This is a genomic window from Klebsiella sp. NPDC088457 (genome assembly GCF_044900465.1).
Classification (GTDB): domain Bacteria; phylum Pseudomonadota; class Gammaproteobacteria; order Enterobacterales; family Enterobacteriaceae; genus Klebsiella.
Genome location: NZ_JBJDNH010000001.1, coordinates 56,598 through 74,133, shown reverse-complemented (window position 1 = coordinate 74,133; position 17,536 = coordinate 56,598). Strand labels below are relative to the sequence as shown.

Sequence of the window (17,536 nt, the reverse complement as noted above, 5' to 3'; positions counted from 1 at the left end):
TTAAGCCATAAACATGAGGAATTAACTGCTTTCAGCGACAGGCAGCCGACGGATTTGAAGTAAACGACCATAGCACGCCATTCAGGAGTGGGTGAGAGGAGGGGCTGGCGATAATCTGCTAAGGGGGACGCTGCGCGTGGCGCTGGGGACGGCAAGCATTAAGTCAGAACGTATAAAAATGGCCCCGGCGCATAGCGGGGCCATTTTGACTGGCTCAGGACGCTATTTTTCCTGCGGGGGGAGCGCCTGCAAAATCCGCCTGGCCTCCGGTTCACTCAGCGAATAAGCAAAAAAGCGCTGATAAAAGTCGCGGGTGACGGCGATCATATCGACATCGGCAAAGCGCTGCGGCTGAAGCTGTTTGGCCGCCCATTGAATCTGCAACGCGCTTTCGCTGCCGTAGCGATCCCACGGAAAAACGCCCGCCGGGTTTTGTACCACCCGGCCTTGTTTAACCGCCCGCAGCGCTGAGAAAAGTTCCCCATAAGCCGAGTGCTGCAGGTCACCGCATCCCGCACCGAGGATAATGACGTCCGGCTGCCACGCCAGCACTTTCTCCGGGGAGATCTCCTGCATATTGCCGCTGATGCCCTGCGCCGCGTTACGTCCCCCCGCCAGCTGTATCCAGGTATCGATCAGCGTATGGCTGCCATCGACCTTCAGCGGTTTCAGCGATTGTATATGCAGCACGCGCGGGCGTTCCGCGTCGGTGAGCGCGGTATTTCGCTGGCCGACGCGCGCGATGACCTGTTGCAGGTACTGGTTATACGCCTGGGCGCGGGCCCGCGCCTGCGGCGTAGCGATAACCTCCGCGGTGGTTTCCACCGCGTGGGCCAGCGACGGATAGTCGGTAAAACGCATCTCCATCACCGGCAGACCGGCCTGGCGATAGGCATCGGCATCGCCGTCTCCCTGGGCGACAAAGACCACCTGAGCGCCGCGCGCCAGCAGCGCTTCGCTGGTAAAGTGCGGGCCGCGGCTGATAAGCGCGTGATTCAGCCGCGGATCGAGGCGGAACATCCACGGGCGGCTGTCCGGGCGGTTGACCGTCGCCACGATAGCGCTGCCGGCCCCGAGAGTCATCAGCAGCGAGTGGTGGGCGAACCATCCTTCAGCCACCCGCGTCACCGTGTCCGGTAAGGTGACGCGGTGTCCGGCGTCATCGGTGACCTGGCGGTCGGCCAGCGCCGGAATGGCGAGAGAAAGCGTAAGTAAGCCAGCAGCAATCTTGTTCATCATCGTCCTCAGAAATCAAACTGCACCGAGGCAGTCGCTTCGCACGGCGCCCCCAGCTGCGCACTGGCGTATCCGGCGCCGGTGTAACCGGTCAGCGCGCCAGGAACGACGTTGCTCCAGTAGCGGCGGTTAGTAATGTTAGTGACTGCTAACCTAAATGTGGTATTGGTGCCAAACAGCCGGGTGCGGTAGTTGCTGCCGATATCCACCGTGGTATAGCTGCCCACCCAGCTATCGTTGGCGTTATCGGTCGGGCGACGACCGACGTAGCGAAGCGTGCCGTTAACATCAAGCCCGGGGACCGGATCGATGCTGTAAATCGCCAGCATACTGGCGGTGAAGCGAGGCAGACCGACCACCTGCTGATCGTCAGCATCGGCGCTGGAGGTGTTGTGCAAACGCGGGTCGAGCCAGCTGCCGCCGCCGAGCAGGCGCAGGTTCGAGGTGACGTGACCATCGGCCATCAGCTCCAGCCCGCGGTTTTTCTGCGTCCCGTCCTGGGCAAAATCACCGCCGGCATTGGTATAGGCGAACGGGCGTTCGGCCTGGAACAGCGCCGCGGTGAGCAGCAGATCCTTGTGCGGAGCGTATTTCGCGCCGACCTCCACCTGATGGCTGCGATAGGGGTCAAGGACCGCGCCGTCGTTATTAGCCCCGACAGGGGCGGTATCTCCCTGCTGCATGCTATTGGCCCAGGTCGTATAGAGCGTCACATTATCCACCGGCTTGTACATCAGACTGGCGGAACCGCTGGCCCCCCGATCGTCATGATTGCTGCTACGATTGCCAGTTTTACTGTAGTTGTCTACGGTAAACAGATTTTCGCTACCGGCGAGCAGCAGGCTCCACCGGGGATTAAAGGTCAGAGTATCGCTCAGCAGAAAAACGTGCTGCGTGGTGGTGGCGGAGTGGTAACGGTCGGTAAAATCCGGATAGGCGGGACGGGCATAATCCGGGCTCTCCTCCAGCGAAGAACTGCCCAGCGTTTGCGTACCGCCGTCGCGTGGGTTGTAATTTTTCCACACGAAACCGCGCATGCCAACCGCCAGGTCATGCTGTAACCAGCCGGTATCAACGCTGCCGGTGAGGTTAACCAGGTAGCTGTTGATGGTAAACCGGCTGGCGGCGGAGTTGGCGGTCGTGGTGGTGTAATGACCTTGATTGTCGGTCAGCGTATGGGTGACGGCGGTCGATTCACGGTCGGCTATCTGGCGCAGCACACCCACGTCCAGTAGCCAGTTGCCGTCAAAATCGTGCTTAATATGCAGGCTGCCGGTGGTGGTGGTGTCATCATTGCCGGCATAGTACTGACCATATTTGCTTTTAGTGGGATCCAGCGGCGACGGGAAGTGGGTCCCTTTTGCCAGGGCGAACGAACCGGGTAGCCCTTTTTGATAGAAGTGGTAGTCGCTGAAGTTGCTCTCCAGCACCGTCTGGTCGGTCAGCTGGAAATCGAGCGCCAGACCGGCATACTGGTTGCGCTGGCGGCTGCTGCGGGTATAGCTGCTGCCGTCCTGATCCTGCAGGTTGAGACGGTATTTTATCCGGTCCGCGGCATCCAGCGGGCCGCTGAGGTCCAGCGCGGCATTTGCTCCGCTGGCGGTACCGCCGCCAACCGTGACTCTTCGCAGCGGCACATCGGTCGGGCGTTTTGAGACCAGATTGAACATTCCTGCCGGGTTCGCCGGACCATACAGCGCGCCGGCCATGCCGTTAAGCACCTCGATCCGCTGAAACTGTTCTGCCGGATACTCGGTGGTGGAGACGGCGTTTAAGCCATCAATCATGCTGTTTTGTACGACGCTGCCCTGCATGCCGCGGGTCTGCGGGCGTACGCCGTCTCCCTGCACCGAGGGCAGATAGCGATAGACGTCCTTGACGCTATTGACCTGAAGCTGGCGGGTGAGGGAATCCGACAGCGTCTGTACGGACCAGGGGACGTTAATCATTTTGCGTTTACCCAGGTTACCTAACGTGGCCTGCTGTTCCGCGGCTGGCGTCACATCATCGAGCGATTCAGCCTGTGGGGCTGCGGTCACCACCATGGTTTCTGCAGCATGTGCCGTCATGGTCAGGACAAGGGGGGAACAGGGAATCATCCCGGTTAATAAAACGAGTTTATATGAGCGCATTAATTTTAATTTCAGACGAATGAAAACGGAATGAGGCGGGGAAATCTCGTCTCTGTCTGAAGGGTACGATTGTTATTTGTATGATGAAAAGATAAAGGTCAACGCTATGTATGTCAATATATAGCGAATGCTCAGTGACGGCTCAATAGCCGATAATTCGCCAGAAAATCATTTTTATTGATTGTTTTTTATTGGTTTTATTTTATCGATATAACCCTGATGGAGTAGGCGGGGTTCTCAGCCCGTAGCGCGGGCAGGCCTTCGCGACGCTCAGCGGAATCGGCGGAACTTGTCATTGTCGGCTGGCGACGGTTTAATTGGCCTCCGTTTCTCCATTTTGCCCGTCAGATACGGCCGGCGGCGACCACCCTGAGACAGGAAAATGACGCAAGGAATGACCGATTTTAGTTTTACCTCATATATGGCGCTGCGGGCTCAGGAGCAGGCGCTACTTCTTGATGCGGACCAGCAGGGGCTGGTTAACCTGCTGGATACGCTGGGCCGCGCGCTGGTGTCGGCAAAGTCCCGGCGCGCTAAAGGCCTGTATGTCTGGGGGCGTACCGGACGGGGCAAAAGCTTTATTGTCGATCATTTCTTTGCCAGCCTGCCGCTGGCGGAAAAGCGCCGGGTGCATTTTCACTATTTCTTTCGCGAACTGCATCAGCGTCTGAATGCTTCCCCTGCGCCAGCCCTGCCTGAGGTGCTGGCGCAGATGACCGACGGCTGTCGGCTCCTGTGCTTTGATGAGTTCCATCTGCACGATCCGGGCGACGCGATGCTGGTGAAGGCCCTGCTTACGCTGCTGTTTCAGCGCGGCATCATTCTGCTGGCTACCTCCAACTATCCTCCGGATCAATTACTGGCTAACCCGCTGTATCACGAGCGTTTTGTGCCATCGATCATGCTGATTAAACAGCATATGACGATCGCAGCGCTTAACGGCGAAGAGGATTACCGCGCGCGTCATGCGCCGGCGGAGAGCCCGTTTTGTCAGGGGTGGCTGCTGGTGCAGCCCTCCGCACAGGCCCGCAGGGCGCTGGATCTGCCAGAACCCGCTGATCGGGCGCAGCCGCTGCAGGTGGGCTATCGCACGCTGCACGCCGCCTCCGCGCCGGCGCATTTTTTGCATTTCACCTTTGCCCAGCTGTGCATGGCGGCAACGTCGGTGATGGATTATCTGGCGCTATGCGAAAGGCATGAGCGCTGGCTGCTGGATGCGGTCCCGCCTCTGCGTCAGGCAGGCCCGGCGGCGCAGCAGCGTTTTATTAACCTGGTGGATGTACTCTATGAAAAGCAGTGTCGCCTGATCGTGGTGGCCGATTGCGGGCTAGCCGAACTGGTGGCGGATGTCGGGCAGGAGGATATTCAGCGAACCTACAGCCGATTATTACAGCTGCAGCGAATGTAAGCACAGCGTGAAAGGGGAAAAGCCCCGGCGGGCAAGGCACCAGCCGGGGAGGGAGATTACAGGTCGTAACGATCGAGATTCATCACTTTGGTCCAGGCGGCCACGAAGTCGTTGACCAGCTTCTGCTTCGCATCCTGACAGGCGTAAACTTCCGCCAGCGCACGCAGTACCGAGTTTGAACCGAACACCAGGTCGGCGCGGGTCGCCGTGTACTTGCTCTCGCCGGTCTTACGGTCGCGGCCTTCAAACAGTTCACCCTGTTCGTCGGTGGCATTCCATACGGTCGCCATGCTCAGTAAGTTGACGAAGAAGTCGTTGCTCAGTACCCCCACGCGGTCAGTGAACACGCCGTGCCGGCTGCCGTCATAGTTGGCGCCCAGCACACGCAGGCCGCCTACCAGCACCGTCATTTCCGGCGCGGTCAGCGTCAGCTGCTGAGCTTTATCCAGCAGCAACGTTTCCGTCGAGACGCCGCCTTCAATGCGACGATAGTTACGGAAACCATCGGCCAGCGGTTCGAGCAGGTCGAAAGACTCGATATCGGTTTGATCCTGACGGGCATCAACCCGGCCCGGGGCAAAAGGCACGTTAACCTGGACACCTGCCGCCGCTGCCGCCTGTTCAACACCCACCACGCCTGCCAGCACGATGATATCGGCCAGCGACGCTTTGCCGGAGGACTGCTGAATGGCCTGCAAGGTTGGCAGAACACGTGCCGCGACGGCGTTCACCGGCCACTCTTTTTGCGGCGCCAGCGCCAGACGCGCGCCGTTAGCGCCGCCGCGTTTGTCTCCGCCGCGGAAGGTGGAAGCGGATGCCCAGGCAACCGATACCAGTTCACTGACCGACAGGCCAGCGTCAGCGATGGCGGTTTTCAGGGTGGCGATATCTTCCGACGTAGGGTTGTGGATCGCCGCCGGTAACGGATCCTGCCAGATCAGGTCTTCTTTCGGCACTTCCGGCCCGAGGTAACGGGATTTTGGCCCCATATCGCGGTGGATCAGTTTGAACCAGGCGCGGGCAAAGGCTTCATTGAAGGCCTGCGGATCGTTGAGGAAACGGCGCGAAATTTTGCCGAATTCCGGGTCGAAACGCAGCGTCAGGTCGGTAACCAGCATGGTCGGCTTGCGTTTTTTCTCCGGGTCGAACGGGTCGGGGATCAGATCCGGCGCGTCTTTGGCCTCGAACTGAATCGCGCCTGCCGGGCTGCGGGTCTGTACCCACTCGTATTTGAATAGGTTCTCGAAGAAGTAGTTGCTCCACTGGGTCGGCGTCTGTGTCCAGACCACTTCGAGGCCCGAGGTGATAGCATCGGCGCCGGCGCCGCTGCCGTAGCTGTTGGTCCAGCCCAGGCCCTGGGCCTCAATCGGTGCGGCTTCCGGTTCTGCGCCAACGTGGCTGGTGAGGGCTGCGCCGTGGGTCTTGCCTAAGGTATGACCGCCGGCAATCAGCGCGACGATCTCTTCATCGTTCATGGCCATGTTGCCGAAGGTGGCGCGAATCGCGGCGGCGGCGGAGAGCGGGTCGCCGCTGGCATTCGGCCCTTCCGGGTTAACATAAATCAGGCCCATTTCGGTGGCGCCCAGCGGCTGTTGCGCCAGGCTTTCCGGGTGGCGGTGCTCAAGCCAGGCTTTTTCATGGCCCCAGTCAACGTCCAGATCCGGTTCCCAGACGTCTTCGCGCCCGGCGCCGAAACCAAAGGTGCGGAAACCGGCGTTTTCCAGTGCGACGTTACCGGCCAGCATATACAGATCCGCCCAGGAAATTTTCTGCCCGTATTTTTGCTTCACCGGCCACAGCAGGCGGCGTGCCTTATCCAGGCTGACGTTGTCCGGCCAGGAGTTGAGCGGGGCGAAACGCTGCTGGCCGCGGCCTGCGCCGCCGCGCCCGTCGACGGTACGGTAGGTGCCCGCGCCGTGCCAGGCCATACGAATAAACAGCCCGATATAGCTGCCCCAGTCGGCTGGCCACCACTCTTGCGAGTCGGTCAGCAGCGCGCGCAGATCGGCCTTCAGCGCGGCATAATCAAGCTTTTTAAACTCTTCACGGTAGTTAAACTCTTCGCCCAGTGGATTCGAGCGGCTGGAGTGCTGGTTCAGCAGATCCACGCGGAGCTGATTAGGCCACCAGTCCCGGTTGGCGGTGCCACCACCGACACTTTGTGTGGGCTTCCCTGTGTGAAAAGGGCACTGCCCGGCGGATGCGTTGTTAGATGGATCGTTAGACGTGCTCATATCAGGCTCCGTTTGCTTTTGTGAATGCCATTACGATATACACTGCTTCCAATAAGTGATACTTGAATGAATCTACGGAATTAATAGTTATATCCTTTTAACAGCGGGTGATAAAGAAATCCATATAATATTTGTGGACAAACGCCAAAATACGTAAAGCGGCTTACCCACATTCGTATTAACGTATCAGTATAGGATACTGTTGCGCCTCGTCTGGTGATAAAAGCAGCGGTTGTAAAAAAAGCTAAGCAGGTGAATTCTGGTCAATTACTGGCCGCTGAGCCGATGCTGAGAAAATAAGCACGCCGGCGCGGGAAAGCGCTCATTTATATGCGGCACCCGCGCGGTGAAATTGGCATGTGGGGTATTCTCGCCGGCGATAGCGCTATTTACCCGGCCGTCGGGCGGCCTGTCCGGCGCGGACCGCCTGCACCACATCCACGCATTGCCCCAAAATCGCTCACCATTGTGGGGTGGCTCGGCGATGGCATTATTTATCCTTTTGAATTTACTCACTCTATTTTCCTGGCATGCGCTTTGCACACTTAAAACCAGAAGGCAGCGCAACAGACAATTTAGATGACCAATAGCTGGCTAGGGTTCCGGTTCACGCAGGTGAATGTCTGGTCCGAGAGCTGGCGACCTCTGCGAGGTTACACGGCGGGACAAAAGCCCGGGAGACAGCAGCACCATCAGGTGTCGCGCTGCTCCTGTTATTTTTGTGCCAACCAGAGGTTCATAATGAAGACATCCGCCGTCATCCGTTCTTTCATGCTGTCGCTGGCGCTGCTGGCCAGTTTCCCTTCCTTTGCCGCCGTGAAAAAAGAGTTCAACGTCTGCTGGACGATCTATGCCGGGTGGATGCCCTGGGGCGCCATCAGTAACGAAAAAATCATTGATAAATGGGCCAGTAAGTACGGCATCAAAATCAACATCGTTCAGCTCAACGATTATATCGAGTCGATCAACCAGTACACCGCCGGTCAGTTTGACGGCTGCACCATGACCAACATGGATGCGCTGACCATTCCGGCGGCGGGCGGGGTCGATACCACCGCGCTGATTACCGGCAGCTATTCCGATGGCAACGACGGCGTGGTGCTGAAAGGCGTCGATAAAAAGCTTAGCGACCTGAAAGGGATGCAGGTCTATCTGCCGGAGCTGTCGGTCTCGCACTATCTGCTGGTGCGCGGGCTGGAAAAAGCCGGCCTGCAGGAAAAAGACGTTAAAGTGGTGAATACCTCCGACGCCGATATCGTCTCCGCCTTCGGTACCCGCAACGTGCAGGCCGCCGTGGCGTGGAACCCACAGCTCTCCGCGATCAAAAAGACCCCACAAACCAGCGTAGTGTTTAGCTCATCCCAGGTCCCTGGCGAGATTATCGACATGATGGTGGTCAATACGCAAACCCTGCAAGACAACCCGGCCCTCGGCAAGGCGCTGACCGGCGCGTGGTTTGAAATGATGGCCAAAATGCAGGCCGGAGACCCGCAGGCGCTGAGCGCGATGGCGGCGGATTCCGGTACCGACCTCGCCGGCTATCAGGTACAGCTGAAAACGACCCATCTGTTCTGGACTCCTGCCGACGCCCTGACGTTCATCTCCAGCCCCGATCTGGCAAAAACCATGCAGCGCGTGGCGCAGTTCTCGTTTGATAAAGGTCTGCTGGGTGAAGGGGCGCAAAGCGCCGATTTCATCGGCATGCGCTTCCCGGGGAATGTCACCGTCGGCGATGGCGGCAATACCCGGCTGCGCTTCGACGATAGCTACCTGAAGCTGGCCGCGGCCGGCCAGCTGTAATCATCGACGACGGGAGTTAACGCCATGCGACAAATTAATCGCCATCCACAGCAGGGCATGCGGCTGATGCTGATGCTCTTGCCCTTTGTGCTGCTTATCGCCGCCTGGTTTATCGGCTCCGCCGTTCGTCTGGAGGCTAACCCCCAGGACAAACTGCTGCCGGGTCTGTCGCAGATGGTGGCCGCGGTCGATCGGATGGCCTTCACGCCGGATAAGCGCAGCGGCGACTATCTGCTGTGGGGCGATACGCTTATCAGCCTGGCCCGCCTGCTGACCGGGCTGGCGGTTTCCGCGCTGATTGGTCTGAGCATCGGGATCGTCGCCGGCGTATTTCCCGTGTACCGCGCCGCGCTGTCGCCGCTGATGACCGTCATTTCGATGGTCCCGCCGCTGGCGATCCTGCCGGTGCTGTTTATCGTCTTCGGCCTTGATGAACTCTCGAAGGTGATGCTGATCGTCATTGGCATTACGCCGATGCTGGCGCGCGACCTTGAGCAGCGGGCGCGGGAAATACCGGCGGAGCTGTTTATCAAAGCGCAAACCCTCGGCGCCAACAGCTGGACGGTGGTGCTGCGGGTAGTGCTGCCGCAGCTGCTCTCGCGCCTGATTACCTCGCTGCGCTTGCTGCTCGGTTCGGCGTGGCTGTTTTTGATTTCGGCGGAGGCCATTTCGGCCACCGCTGGCCTCGGGTATCGCATCTTTCTCGTGCGCCGCTACATGGCGATGGACGTGATTATTCCCTACGTCATCTGGATAACCCTGCTGGCCTGGCTGATGGATCTCGGACTGCGCCAGCTGCATAAAGCCTGCTTCCCATGGGCCGAAGGAGGCCGGACATGAGTTTCATCACCATCAAAAATATCTGGCAGGAGTATGGCGATCACGTGGTGCTGGAACGCATCAATTTGCAGGTCAGGGAAGGGGAATTTTGTTCAATGGTGGGAGCCTCTGGCTGCGGAAAGTCGACATTTTTGCGCCTGCTGCTGGGCCAGGAGCGGCCGACCCGCGGCATGATTACGCTCGACGGTCAGCCGCTGGCGGGCGAACCGGATCGCAGCCGCGGGGTGGTGTTTCAGCGCTATTCCGTGTTCCCGCACCTCACGGTGCTGGATAACGTGGCGGTCGGTTTTGAGCTTCCGGCCTCGCCGCTCTTCGGCCGCCTGTTCGGCGCCCGTAAACGCGCCGCGCGCGAACAGGCGGCGCAGATGCTGGACAAAGTGGGGCTCGCCCATGCCCTCGACCGGTATCCGGCGCAGCTTTCCGGCGGCATGCAGCAGCGCCTGGCGATCGCTCAGGCATTCGTGATGCAGCCGCGGGTGCTGCTGCTCGACGAACCCTTTGGCGCGCTCGACCCCGGCATCCGCAAGGATATGCACGCCTTGCTGCTGCAGCTGTGGAGCGAGACGCGCATGACGGTCTTCATGGTCACCCACGATCTGGCCGAAGGATTCAACCTCGGCACCCGGCTGCTGGTCTTTGACAAGGTGCGCCACGATCCGCAGGCCCCCAACGCCTACGGCGCGCGCATCACCTACGATATTCCGCTTAACGAGACCCGGATGTCGCAGATGCTCGGTACCGGTTCCGATAACAACGTTTATGCATTAAGGAGATAGTCCGATGACGACACTTTTTCATTCATCACCGAGCCTGCGCGAAGAGTTTTTGCCGGGCGGAGGCCATACCTCATTCATACTGCGCCGCGGGCAAATTCTGCGCCTGACTGACGTCGACGGCGGGGCGAACGTCAGCATGATGATGCTCAACCCGCATGAAAAGAGCGAGCGTCTGAACCTGCCGGATACGCTGAAAGGCCAGCACACCGCCCGCCTGACCGCCGGGCACTGTTTCTATTCCGATATGGGCCGGGTGCTGGCCGGTATCGTTGCCGACAGCTGCGGCTGGCATGACCCGTTCGGCGGCGTGCTCAATGCGCAAGAGACGGAGGAAAAATATGGCCGCGGCCGCTACCAGGAGCTGCGCAACGCTTTCTACCGCAACGGTACCGATAACCTGTTGGTTGAGATGGGAAAATGGGATCTCGGCCTCGAGGATCTGCTGATGGTGGTCAATTTTTTCAGCAAGATAACCGTGGACGGCGCGGGGCGCTTTCAGTTTTGCGCGGGGCACTCCGCCCCGGGCAGTTACGTCGAGCTATTTGCGCCGATGGACGTGCTGATGATCCTGACCGCACTGCCGCATCCGCAGAACCCCGTCACGGAGTATGCGCCGCGCCCGGTCCAGCTGAGCTGGTACCAGGCCGATGATCAAGAGGCGGCGGTCGCAGCGCTATTGACCCGCGATGAAAACCAGCGCGCGTTTGCCAATACCCAACTTTTTGCCCTCTGAGGAGCCCGCCATGAGCCTTGTGACCAGTACCCGTAACCCGGCCGATGCCGTTTATCGCCACGTGATCCCGGCGGGCGAACCCTGGCTGTTCGAAATCAAAAAGGGGCAGACCCTGCGTCTGCTCGATCTCGAAGGTAATCAGGCCATCGATACCCTGTTTTATAACGCCGATAACCCGCGCGAACGTTACGACCCGCAGCGCACGCTGCGCCGCCAGGGGAATGCCTATCTGACCACCGGCAGCGTGCTGTTCTCGAATCTGGGCAATCCGCTGCTGACCATTGTGGCCGATACCTGCGGGCGTCACGACACTCTCGGCGGCGCCTGCGCGCAGGAGAGCAACACCGTGCGCTATGCGCTGGATAAACGCTACATGCACAGCTGCCGGGACAACTTCCTGTGCGCCTGTCTGCACGACGGTCGCCTGCATAAGCGCGATATCGGCGCCAACATCAACTTCTTTATGAACGTCCCGGTCACCGCAGCCGGCGGCCTGACGTTCGAAGACGGCATCTCGGCCGCCGGGAAGTACGTTGAGCTGCGCGCCGAGTGCAACGCCATGGTGCTGATTTCCAACTGTCCGCAGCTGAATAACCCCTGCAACGGCTGGAACCCGACGCCGGCGGAGGTGCTGGTATGGAACTGACCCGCTGGCAGCGCTGGCGCCTGATGGCGTATCGCCTGTTTGCCGTGCGCGCCGATCGTCTGTTAAGCACGCCATCGCGCAAGCCCTGAGTGGCTGCGCGCCCTGGGGACGACCCCGGGGACGCCGATTGTTTTGCTGCGGGACGACCCGCCACGATGTGAGTCTCCTTTATGTTCAATACATTACTGATTGCCAATCGCGGCGCCATCGCCTGTCGCATTTTGCGGACTCTGCGTACCCTGCGGGTCAAAGGGGTGGCCGTCTATTCCGATGCCGATCTCAGCAGCCTGCATATCCGCGAGGCCGATGAAGCGCTGAGCCTCGGCGATGGTCCTGCGGCGCAAACCTATCTGGTCAGTGAAAAAATCATCGCCGCCGCGTTCAAAAGCGGGGCCGAGGCGATTCATCCCGGCTACGGCTTTTTATCGGAAAACGCCGCCTTCGCGGAAGCCTGCGAAGCCGCCGGGCTGGTTTTCGTCGGCCCGACGCCAGAACAGCTGCGCACGTTTGGCCTGAAACACACCGCCAGAGCGCTGGCAAAAGCGCAGGGCGTACCGCTGCTGGAAGGCACCGGGCTGCTGGCCGATAGCGCCGAGGCGCGCCGGGCGGCGGACACCATCGGCTACCCGGTGATGCTGAAAAGCACCGCGGGCGGCGGCGGGATAGGGATGCGCGTCTGTCGTGATGCCCGCGAGCTGACGGACGCCTTCGACGCCGTGCAGCGGTTGGGCCAGAACAACTTCAGCGACGCGGGAGTCTTTGTCGAAAAGTACATTGAACGCGCGCGTCATCTGGAAGTGCAGATTTTCGGCGACGGTCAGGGGGAGGTGATCGCCCTCGGCGTTCGCGACTGTTCAATACAGCGCCGTAACCAGAAAGTGCTGGAAGAAACCCCGGCGCCGAACCTGCCAATGGGGATGGCGGATGCGCTGTGCGCGGCGGCGGTCGCGCTCGGCAAAGCGGTCAGCTATCGCAGCGCCGGGACGGTGGAGTTTGTCTATGACAGCGCGGCGCAGCGCTTCTATTTTCTGGAGGTCAATACCCGCCTGCAGGTGGAGCACGGCGTCACCGAGCAGGTGTGGGGCGTCGATCTGGTGCGCTGGATGATTGCGCTGGCGGCAGGGGATTTACCGCCGCTTTCCGAGCTGCTGGCCACGGTGCAGCCGCGCGGCCACGCCATTCAGGCGCGTATTTATGCCGAAGATCCGGGTCGTCAGTTTCAGCCTTCGCCGGGCCTGCTGACCGAAGTGGCCTTCCCGCCGGCGAACGGGGAGACGCTGCGTATCGATCGCTGGGTGGAAGCCGGCTGCGAGGTGCCGCCGTACTTTGACCCGATGCTGGCCAAGATGATTGCCTGGCGTTCCGACCGCGCAGAGGCGATTGCCAGCCTTGCGCAGGCGCTGGCGGCGACCCGGCTGTATGGCGTGGAAACCAACCGCGCGTATCTCCAGCAGATTCTGGCCTTCGCCCCGTTTGCCGAGGGCGAACCCTGGACCCGTTGTCTGGAGCAGCTGCATTACCAGGCCGCCACCGTAGAAGTATTGAGCGCCGGAACGCAAACCAGCGTGCAGGACTACCCCGGCCGTCTGGGCTATTGGGCGGTGGGGGTGCCGCCGTCGGGGCCGATGGACGATCGAGCGCTGCGCCTCGGCAACCGGCTGCTGGGCAACCCGCAGGGGGAAGCGGCGCTGGAAATCACCCTCAACGGACCGACGCTGAAGTTTAATTGCACAACCCAGGCGGTGATAAGCGGCGCGCCGCTAGCGGTCACCCTCGACGGCGTCCCTCAGGCGATGGACCGCGTCCTGACCATCCCGGCGGGATCGACGCTGCAAATGGGAGCCATCAGCGGCGCAGGGGTCAGGAGCTACCTGTGCCTGCGCGGCGGTATTCAGGTCCCGGACTATTTGGGCAGTAAAAGCACTTTTACCCTCGGGCAGTTCGGTGGTCATGCCGGACGGGCGCTGCGCAGCGGCGATGTCCTGCATCTGGCGCCAACCACCGGCGCAGAAGATGGCGCGATGCTGCCCCCCGCGCTGCGGACCCCTCTCCCGGCGGTGCGGACGCTGCGGGTAATCTACGGCCCCCACGGCGCGCCGGAGTTCTTTGCCGCCGACTATATCGCCACCTTCTTTGCCACCAACTGGGAGGTGCATTTCAACTCCAGCCGTACCGGCGTGCGGCTGATGGGCCCGAAACCGCTGTGGGCACGCGAAAGCGGAGGGGAGGCCGGGCTGCATCCGTCGAATATTCACGATAATCCTTACGCCATCGGCGCGGTCGATTTTACCGGCGACATGCCGGTTATTCTCGGCCCCGACGGTCCGAGCCTCGGCGGTTTTGTCTGCCCGGTGACGGTGATCGAGGCCGATCTCTGGCAACTGGGGCAGCTTAAAGCCGGCGACAAAGTGCGCTTTGTGGCGGTGGACCTGCCCACCGCCCGCCGGCTGGCGCAGGGGCGTAGCGATGAGCTGGCGACTCTCGACGCCGCGCCCGTGGCCTGGCAACCCGCGGCGCTGAGCTCGCCGATGGTGATGAGCTGCGGCGAGGCGGACAAGCGCCTGGTGGCCCGGCTCTCCGGCGATACCCATCTGCTGCTGGAGGCGGGGGAAGCGGAGCTGGATCTGGTACTGCGTTTTCGCATCCACGCCCTGATGCAGGCGCTGGAAGGCCAATCGCGGGACGGGGTGATCGACCTGACGCCGGGGATTCGCTCCCTGCAGATCCATTTCCAGCCGGAAACCCTGACGCTCAATGCGCTGCTGGCGTGGGTGAGCGCGGAGTGGACGACGGTGTGCGTCAGCGATGACCTGCAGGTCCCGACCCGGGTGGTACACCTGCCGCTGTCCTGGGACGACCCGGCCTGCCGCAAGGCCATCGATAAGTACATGACCACCGTACGTCGCGATGCCCCGTGGTGCCCGAGCAATCTTGAGTTTATCCGCAGAATTAACGATCTGCCCGATGAACGGGCGGTATGGAACACGGTGTTTGACGCCAGTTACCTGGTGATGGGACTGGGGGATGTCTATCTTGGCGCGCCGGTGGCGACGCCGCTCGATCCGCGCCATCGGCTGGTGACGACCAAATATAATCCGGCGCGGACATGGACCGCGGAAAACTCGGTCGGCATCGGCGGGGCCTATCTGTGCGTCTACGGCATGGAGGGGCCCGGAGGCTATCAGTTTGTCGGTCGAACGTTGCAGATGTGGAACCGCTATCACGAAGTGGCCGATTTCGCCGGTAAACCCTGGCTACTGCGCTTCTTCGACCAGTTGCGATTCTATCCGGTCTCTGCCGATGAGCTGCTGCAGATCCGCCGCGACTTCCCGCTCGGCCGCTATCCGCTGCAAATCGAACACAGCACGCTGCGCCTGGCGGAGTATCAGCAGTTTCTGCAACGTGAAGCCGCGAGTATCGCGGCGTTTCGAGAACACCAGCAGCGCGCCTTCCATGACGAACGCGAGCGCTGGATAGCCAGCGGCCAGGCGCATTTCGACAGCCAGGAGACGCCGGCTGAAGAGGGCGATGAGGCGCCGTTGCAGGCGGGACAGCAGGGGGTGGAGAGCCCCATCTCCGGCAATCTTTGGCAGGTGCAGGCGGCGGCGGGCAGCCGCGTCCGCGCCGGCGAGGTGCTGGTGGTGCTGGAGTCAATGAAAATGGAGATCCCGCTGCTGGCGCCGTGCGACGGGGTGATTGCGCAGGTTAACGTGCAGCCCGGGGCATCGGTACGCGCCGGGCAGCGGGTGGCGGTGATCGTGGAGGAAAAAATATGAGCCAGCAAACTTTTGATTTACGTCTGGCGACCCTCGCGGGCGCCTACCGGAGCGGTGAAGTGACGCCGCGCGCGCTGCTGGCCGATTTACGCCAGCGGGCGCTGATGCTGAACCCGGAATATCAGCTGTTTATTCATATTCTGACAGCGGAAGAGCTGGAGCCGTGGCTGGCGGCGCTGGACGGCATCTCGCCGGAAACGCTGCCGCTGTACGGGGTGCCGTTTGCCATCAAAGATAATATCGACCTCGCGGGGATTGCCACTACCGCCGCTTGTCCGGCGTTCGCCCATACCGCGGGCGAGGATGCGACCATCGTGGCGCAGCTGATTGCCCTTGGCGCGATCCCGATCGGCAAAACCAATCTTGACCAGTTCGCGACCGGTCTCAACGGTACGCGCTCGCCCTACGGGCGCTGTCGTAATGCCTACCATGCGGACTATCCTTCCGGCGGCTCCAGCGCGGGATCGGCGCTGGCGGTGGCGCTCGGCGTCGCCAGTTTTGCCCTCGGAACCGACACCGCCGGCAGCGGGCGGGTGCCGGCCTCGCTGAATAATCTGGTGGGGCTGAAGGCCAGTAAAGGCCTCATCTCCACCGCCGGAGTGGTGCCCGCCTGTCGGACGCTTGATTGTACGACCTTCTTTACCGCCACCGCCGATGAGGCCAGCCAGCTGCTGGCGCTCACCGCGCGGTACGATCCGCGGGATGCCTACAGCCGCCGCAACCCGCAGTGGAACAGCCGTCAGGCGTTCGGCACGCCGCAGCCGGGTTTTTGCTTCGGCGTACCCGATGAGCTGAATTTTCTCGGCTGCGCGCAGAGCGAGGCGCTATTCAGGCAGGCCAAAGCGCGGCTAATTGCCCTTGGCGGGGTGCCGGTGAGCGTCGATCTGACGCCGTTTCTTGCCGCCGCTCGCCTGCTGTACGAAGGACCGTGGGTGGCGGAACGTTATGCGGTGGTGGGCGCGCTAATCGAGCAGCAGCCGGAGGCGGTATTGCCGGTGATTCGCGACGTGCTGGCGAAAGCGCCGGGTACCGACGCGGTGGCGACCTTCAGGGCCATGTACCAGCTGCAGGCGTATAAGACGCAGTGTGACGCGATCCTCGACACGCTGGATTGCGTACTGACCCCGACCTATCCGCGCCCGGTGACCCTCGCCGAACTGGAGGCCGAGCCGCTACAGCGTAATGCCGATCTTGGCTACTACACCAACTTTATGAACCTGCTGGATTATGCGGCGGTCAACGTCCCCGCCGGCTTTTTGGCCAATGGACTCCCGTCCGGCGTCACGCTGTTCGGGCGGGTTTTTACCGACCAGTATCTTCTTGGCCTTGCCGACGCTTTCCAGCGCGCGCAGCCGCTGCCGCTGGTCGGCGGTACATACCTGGCAGGCGCGCCGCCGGCTACCGTTGCCAGCCACGATCGTCTGCCGCTGGTGGTTTGCGGGGCGCATCTTGACGGCCTGCCATTGAACGGGCAGCTGCGGGAGCGGGGCGGACGTCTGCTGACGGCGACGGAAAGCGCAGCGCATTACCGGCTGTACGCGCTGGCCGATGGCAAACGGCCTGGCATGGTGCGTGATGAAAATAACGGCGCGGCTATCGCGGTTGAAGTCTGGGAGCTGCCTTCCGCCGAACTGGGATCGCTGCTGGCGGCCATTCCCGCGCCGCTGGGGTTAGGTAAAGTCGAATTGTCCGACGGAAGGTGGCTAAGCGGCTTTATCTGTGAGGGCTATGGTTTGCAGGGAGCAACCGACATCACCCGCTACGGCGGCTGGCGGGCGTGGCTGAAACGCTAGCTGCCCACAGGCCTCTGCCCTGCACGGGGGAGAGGCCTTTGGTGACGTTGTCACCTATTTAACGACCCGCCGCCGTCTGAACGCCGTTCTGACCCCGCACTCGCGGTCATGCCTCTAACATGCTGAAACATTTCTGCTAAATCATTAGCAACCTTTCTGTAG

General features: G+C 61.3%; 11 protein-coding genes and 1 riboswitch. Of the genes, 8 read left to right on the top strand and 3 right to left on the bottom strand.

The window, feature by feature from the left end; translation table 11 throughout:
* Nucleotides 1-222: 222 nt before the first annotated feature.
* Together ACI2JR_RS00325 and ACI2JR_RS00320 are read right to left on the bottom strand one after the other, a co-directional pair.
* On the bottom strand, nt 223-1,236 hold the full coding sequence (locus ACI2JR_RS00325; RefSeq protein WP_462477725.1) for an ABC transporter substrate-binding protein: 1,014 nt from the start codon (nt 1,234-1,236) through the stop codon (nt 223-225).
* An 8-nt stretch (nt 1,237-1,244) separates the two neighbouring features.
* Nucleotides 1,245-3,368 (bottom strand): TonB-dependent receptor, encoded by a 2,124-nt coding sequence (locus ACI2JR_RS00320; RefSeq protein WP_462477550.1) that lies wholly within the window; start codon nt 3,366-3,368, stop codon nt 1,245-1,247.
* Between the two features lie 394 nt (nt 3,369-3,762).
* On the opposite strand from ACI2JR_RS00320, the gene zapE reads away from it, so the two are divergent.
* On the top strand, nt 3,763-4,776 hold the full coding sequence (gene zapE, locus ACI2JR_RS00315) for a cell division protein ZapE (protein WP_462477549.1): 1,014 nt from the start codon (nt 3,763-3,765) through the stop codon (nt 4,774-4,776).
* 56 nt (nt 4,777-4,832) lie between these two features.
* Here zapE and katG read toward each other — a convergent pair whose 3' ends face one another.
* On the bottom strand, nt 4,833-7,010 hold the full coding sequence (gene katG / locus ACI2JR_RS00310; protein ID WP_132730946.1) for a catalase/peroxidase HPI: 2,178 nt from the start codon (nt 7,008-7,010) through the stop codon (nt 4,833-4,835).
* A gap of 583 nt (nt 7,011-7,593) precedes the next feature.
* Nucleotides 7,594-7,692: riboswitch (guanidine-I (ykkC/yxkD leader) on the top strand.
* A gap of 59 nt (nt 7,693-7,751) precedes the next feature.
* Between katG and ACI2JR_RS00305 the strand changes: the two genes are divergently transcribed.
* The 7 genes from ACI2JR_RS00305 (at nt 7,752) to atzF (ending at nt 17,374) form a co-directional block, all read left to right on the top strand.
* A complete protein-coding gene (locus ACI2JR_RS00305; protein WP_462477548.1) occupies nt 7,752-8,810 on the top strand; it encodes a putative urea ABC transporter substrate-binding protein in 1,059 nt (352 codons plus the stop codon).
* Nucleotides 8,811-8,834: 24 nt separating this feature from the next.
* The gene (locus ACI2JR_RS00300; RefSeq protein ID WP_132730948.1) at nt 8,835-9,650 is read left to right on the top strand and encodes an ABC transporter permease; all 816 of its coding nucleotides are present in this window, start codon (nt 8,835-8,837) and stop codon (nt 9,648-9,650) included.
* Nucleotides 9,647-10,426 carry an ABC transporter ATP-binding protein gene (locus tag ACI2JR_RS00295; protein WP_132730949.1) on the top strand — a complete coding sequence of 260 codons (780 nt, stop codon included), beginning with the start codon at nt 9,647-9,649 and terminating at the stop codon, nt 10,424-10,426. Before ACI2JR_RS00300 ends, ACI2JR_RS00295 begins: the two co-directional genes overlap by 4 nt.
* 4 nt (nt 10,427-10,430) lie before the next feature.
* The gene (locus ACI2JR_RS00290; protein ID WP_132730950.1) at nt 10,431-11,159 is read left to right on the top strand and encodes an urea amidolyase associated protein UAAP1; all 729 of its coding nucleotides are present in this window, start codon (nt 10,431-10,433) and stop codon (nt 11,157-11,159) included.
* Between the two features lie 10 nt (nt 11,160-11,169).
* On the top strand, nt 11,170-11,805 hold the full coding sequence (locus tag ACI2JR_RS00285) for an urea amidolyase associated protein UAAP2 (RefSeq protein WP_132730951.1): 636 nt from the start codon (nt 11,170-11,172) through the stop codon (nt 11,803-11,805).
* A 170-nt stretch (nt 11,806-11,975) separates the two neighbouring features.
* Nucleotides 11,976-15,581: an urea carboxylase gene (gene uca, locus ACI2JR_RS00280; protein WP_462477547.1), complete on the top strand. Its 3,606-nt coding sequence runs from the start codon at nt 11,976-11,978 to the stop codon at nt 15,579-15,581.
* Complete coding sequence (gene atzF / locus ACI2JR_RS00275) at nt 15,578-17,374, top strand: allophanate hydrolase (RefSeq protein WP_132730953.1); 1,797 nt, start codon at nt 15,578-15,580, stop codon at nt 17,372-17,374. Before uca ends, atzF begins: the two co-directional genes overlap by 4 nt.
* Nucleotides 17,375-17,536: the final 162 nt, after the last annotated feature.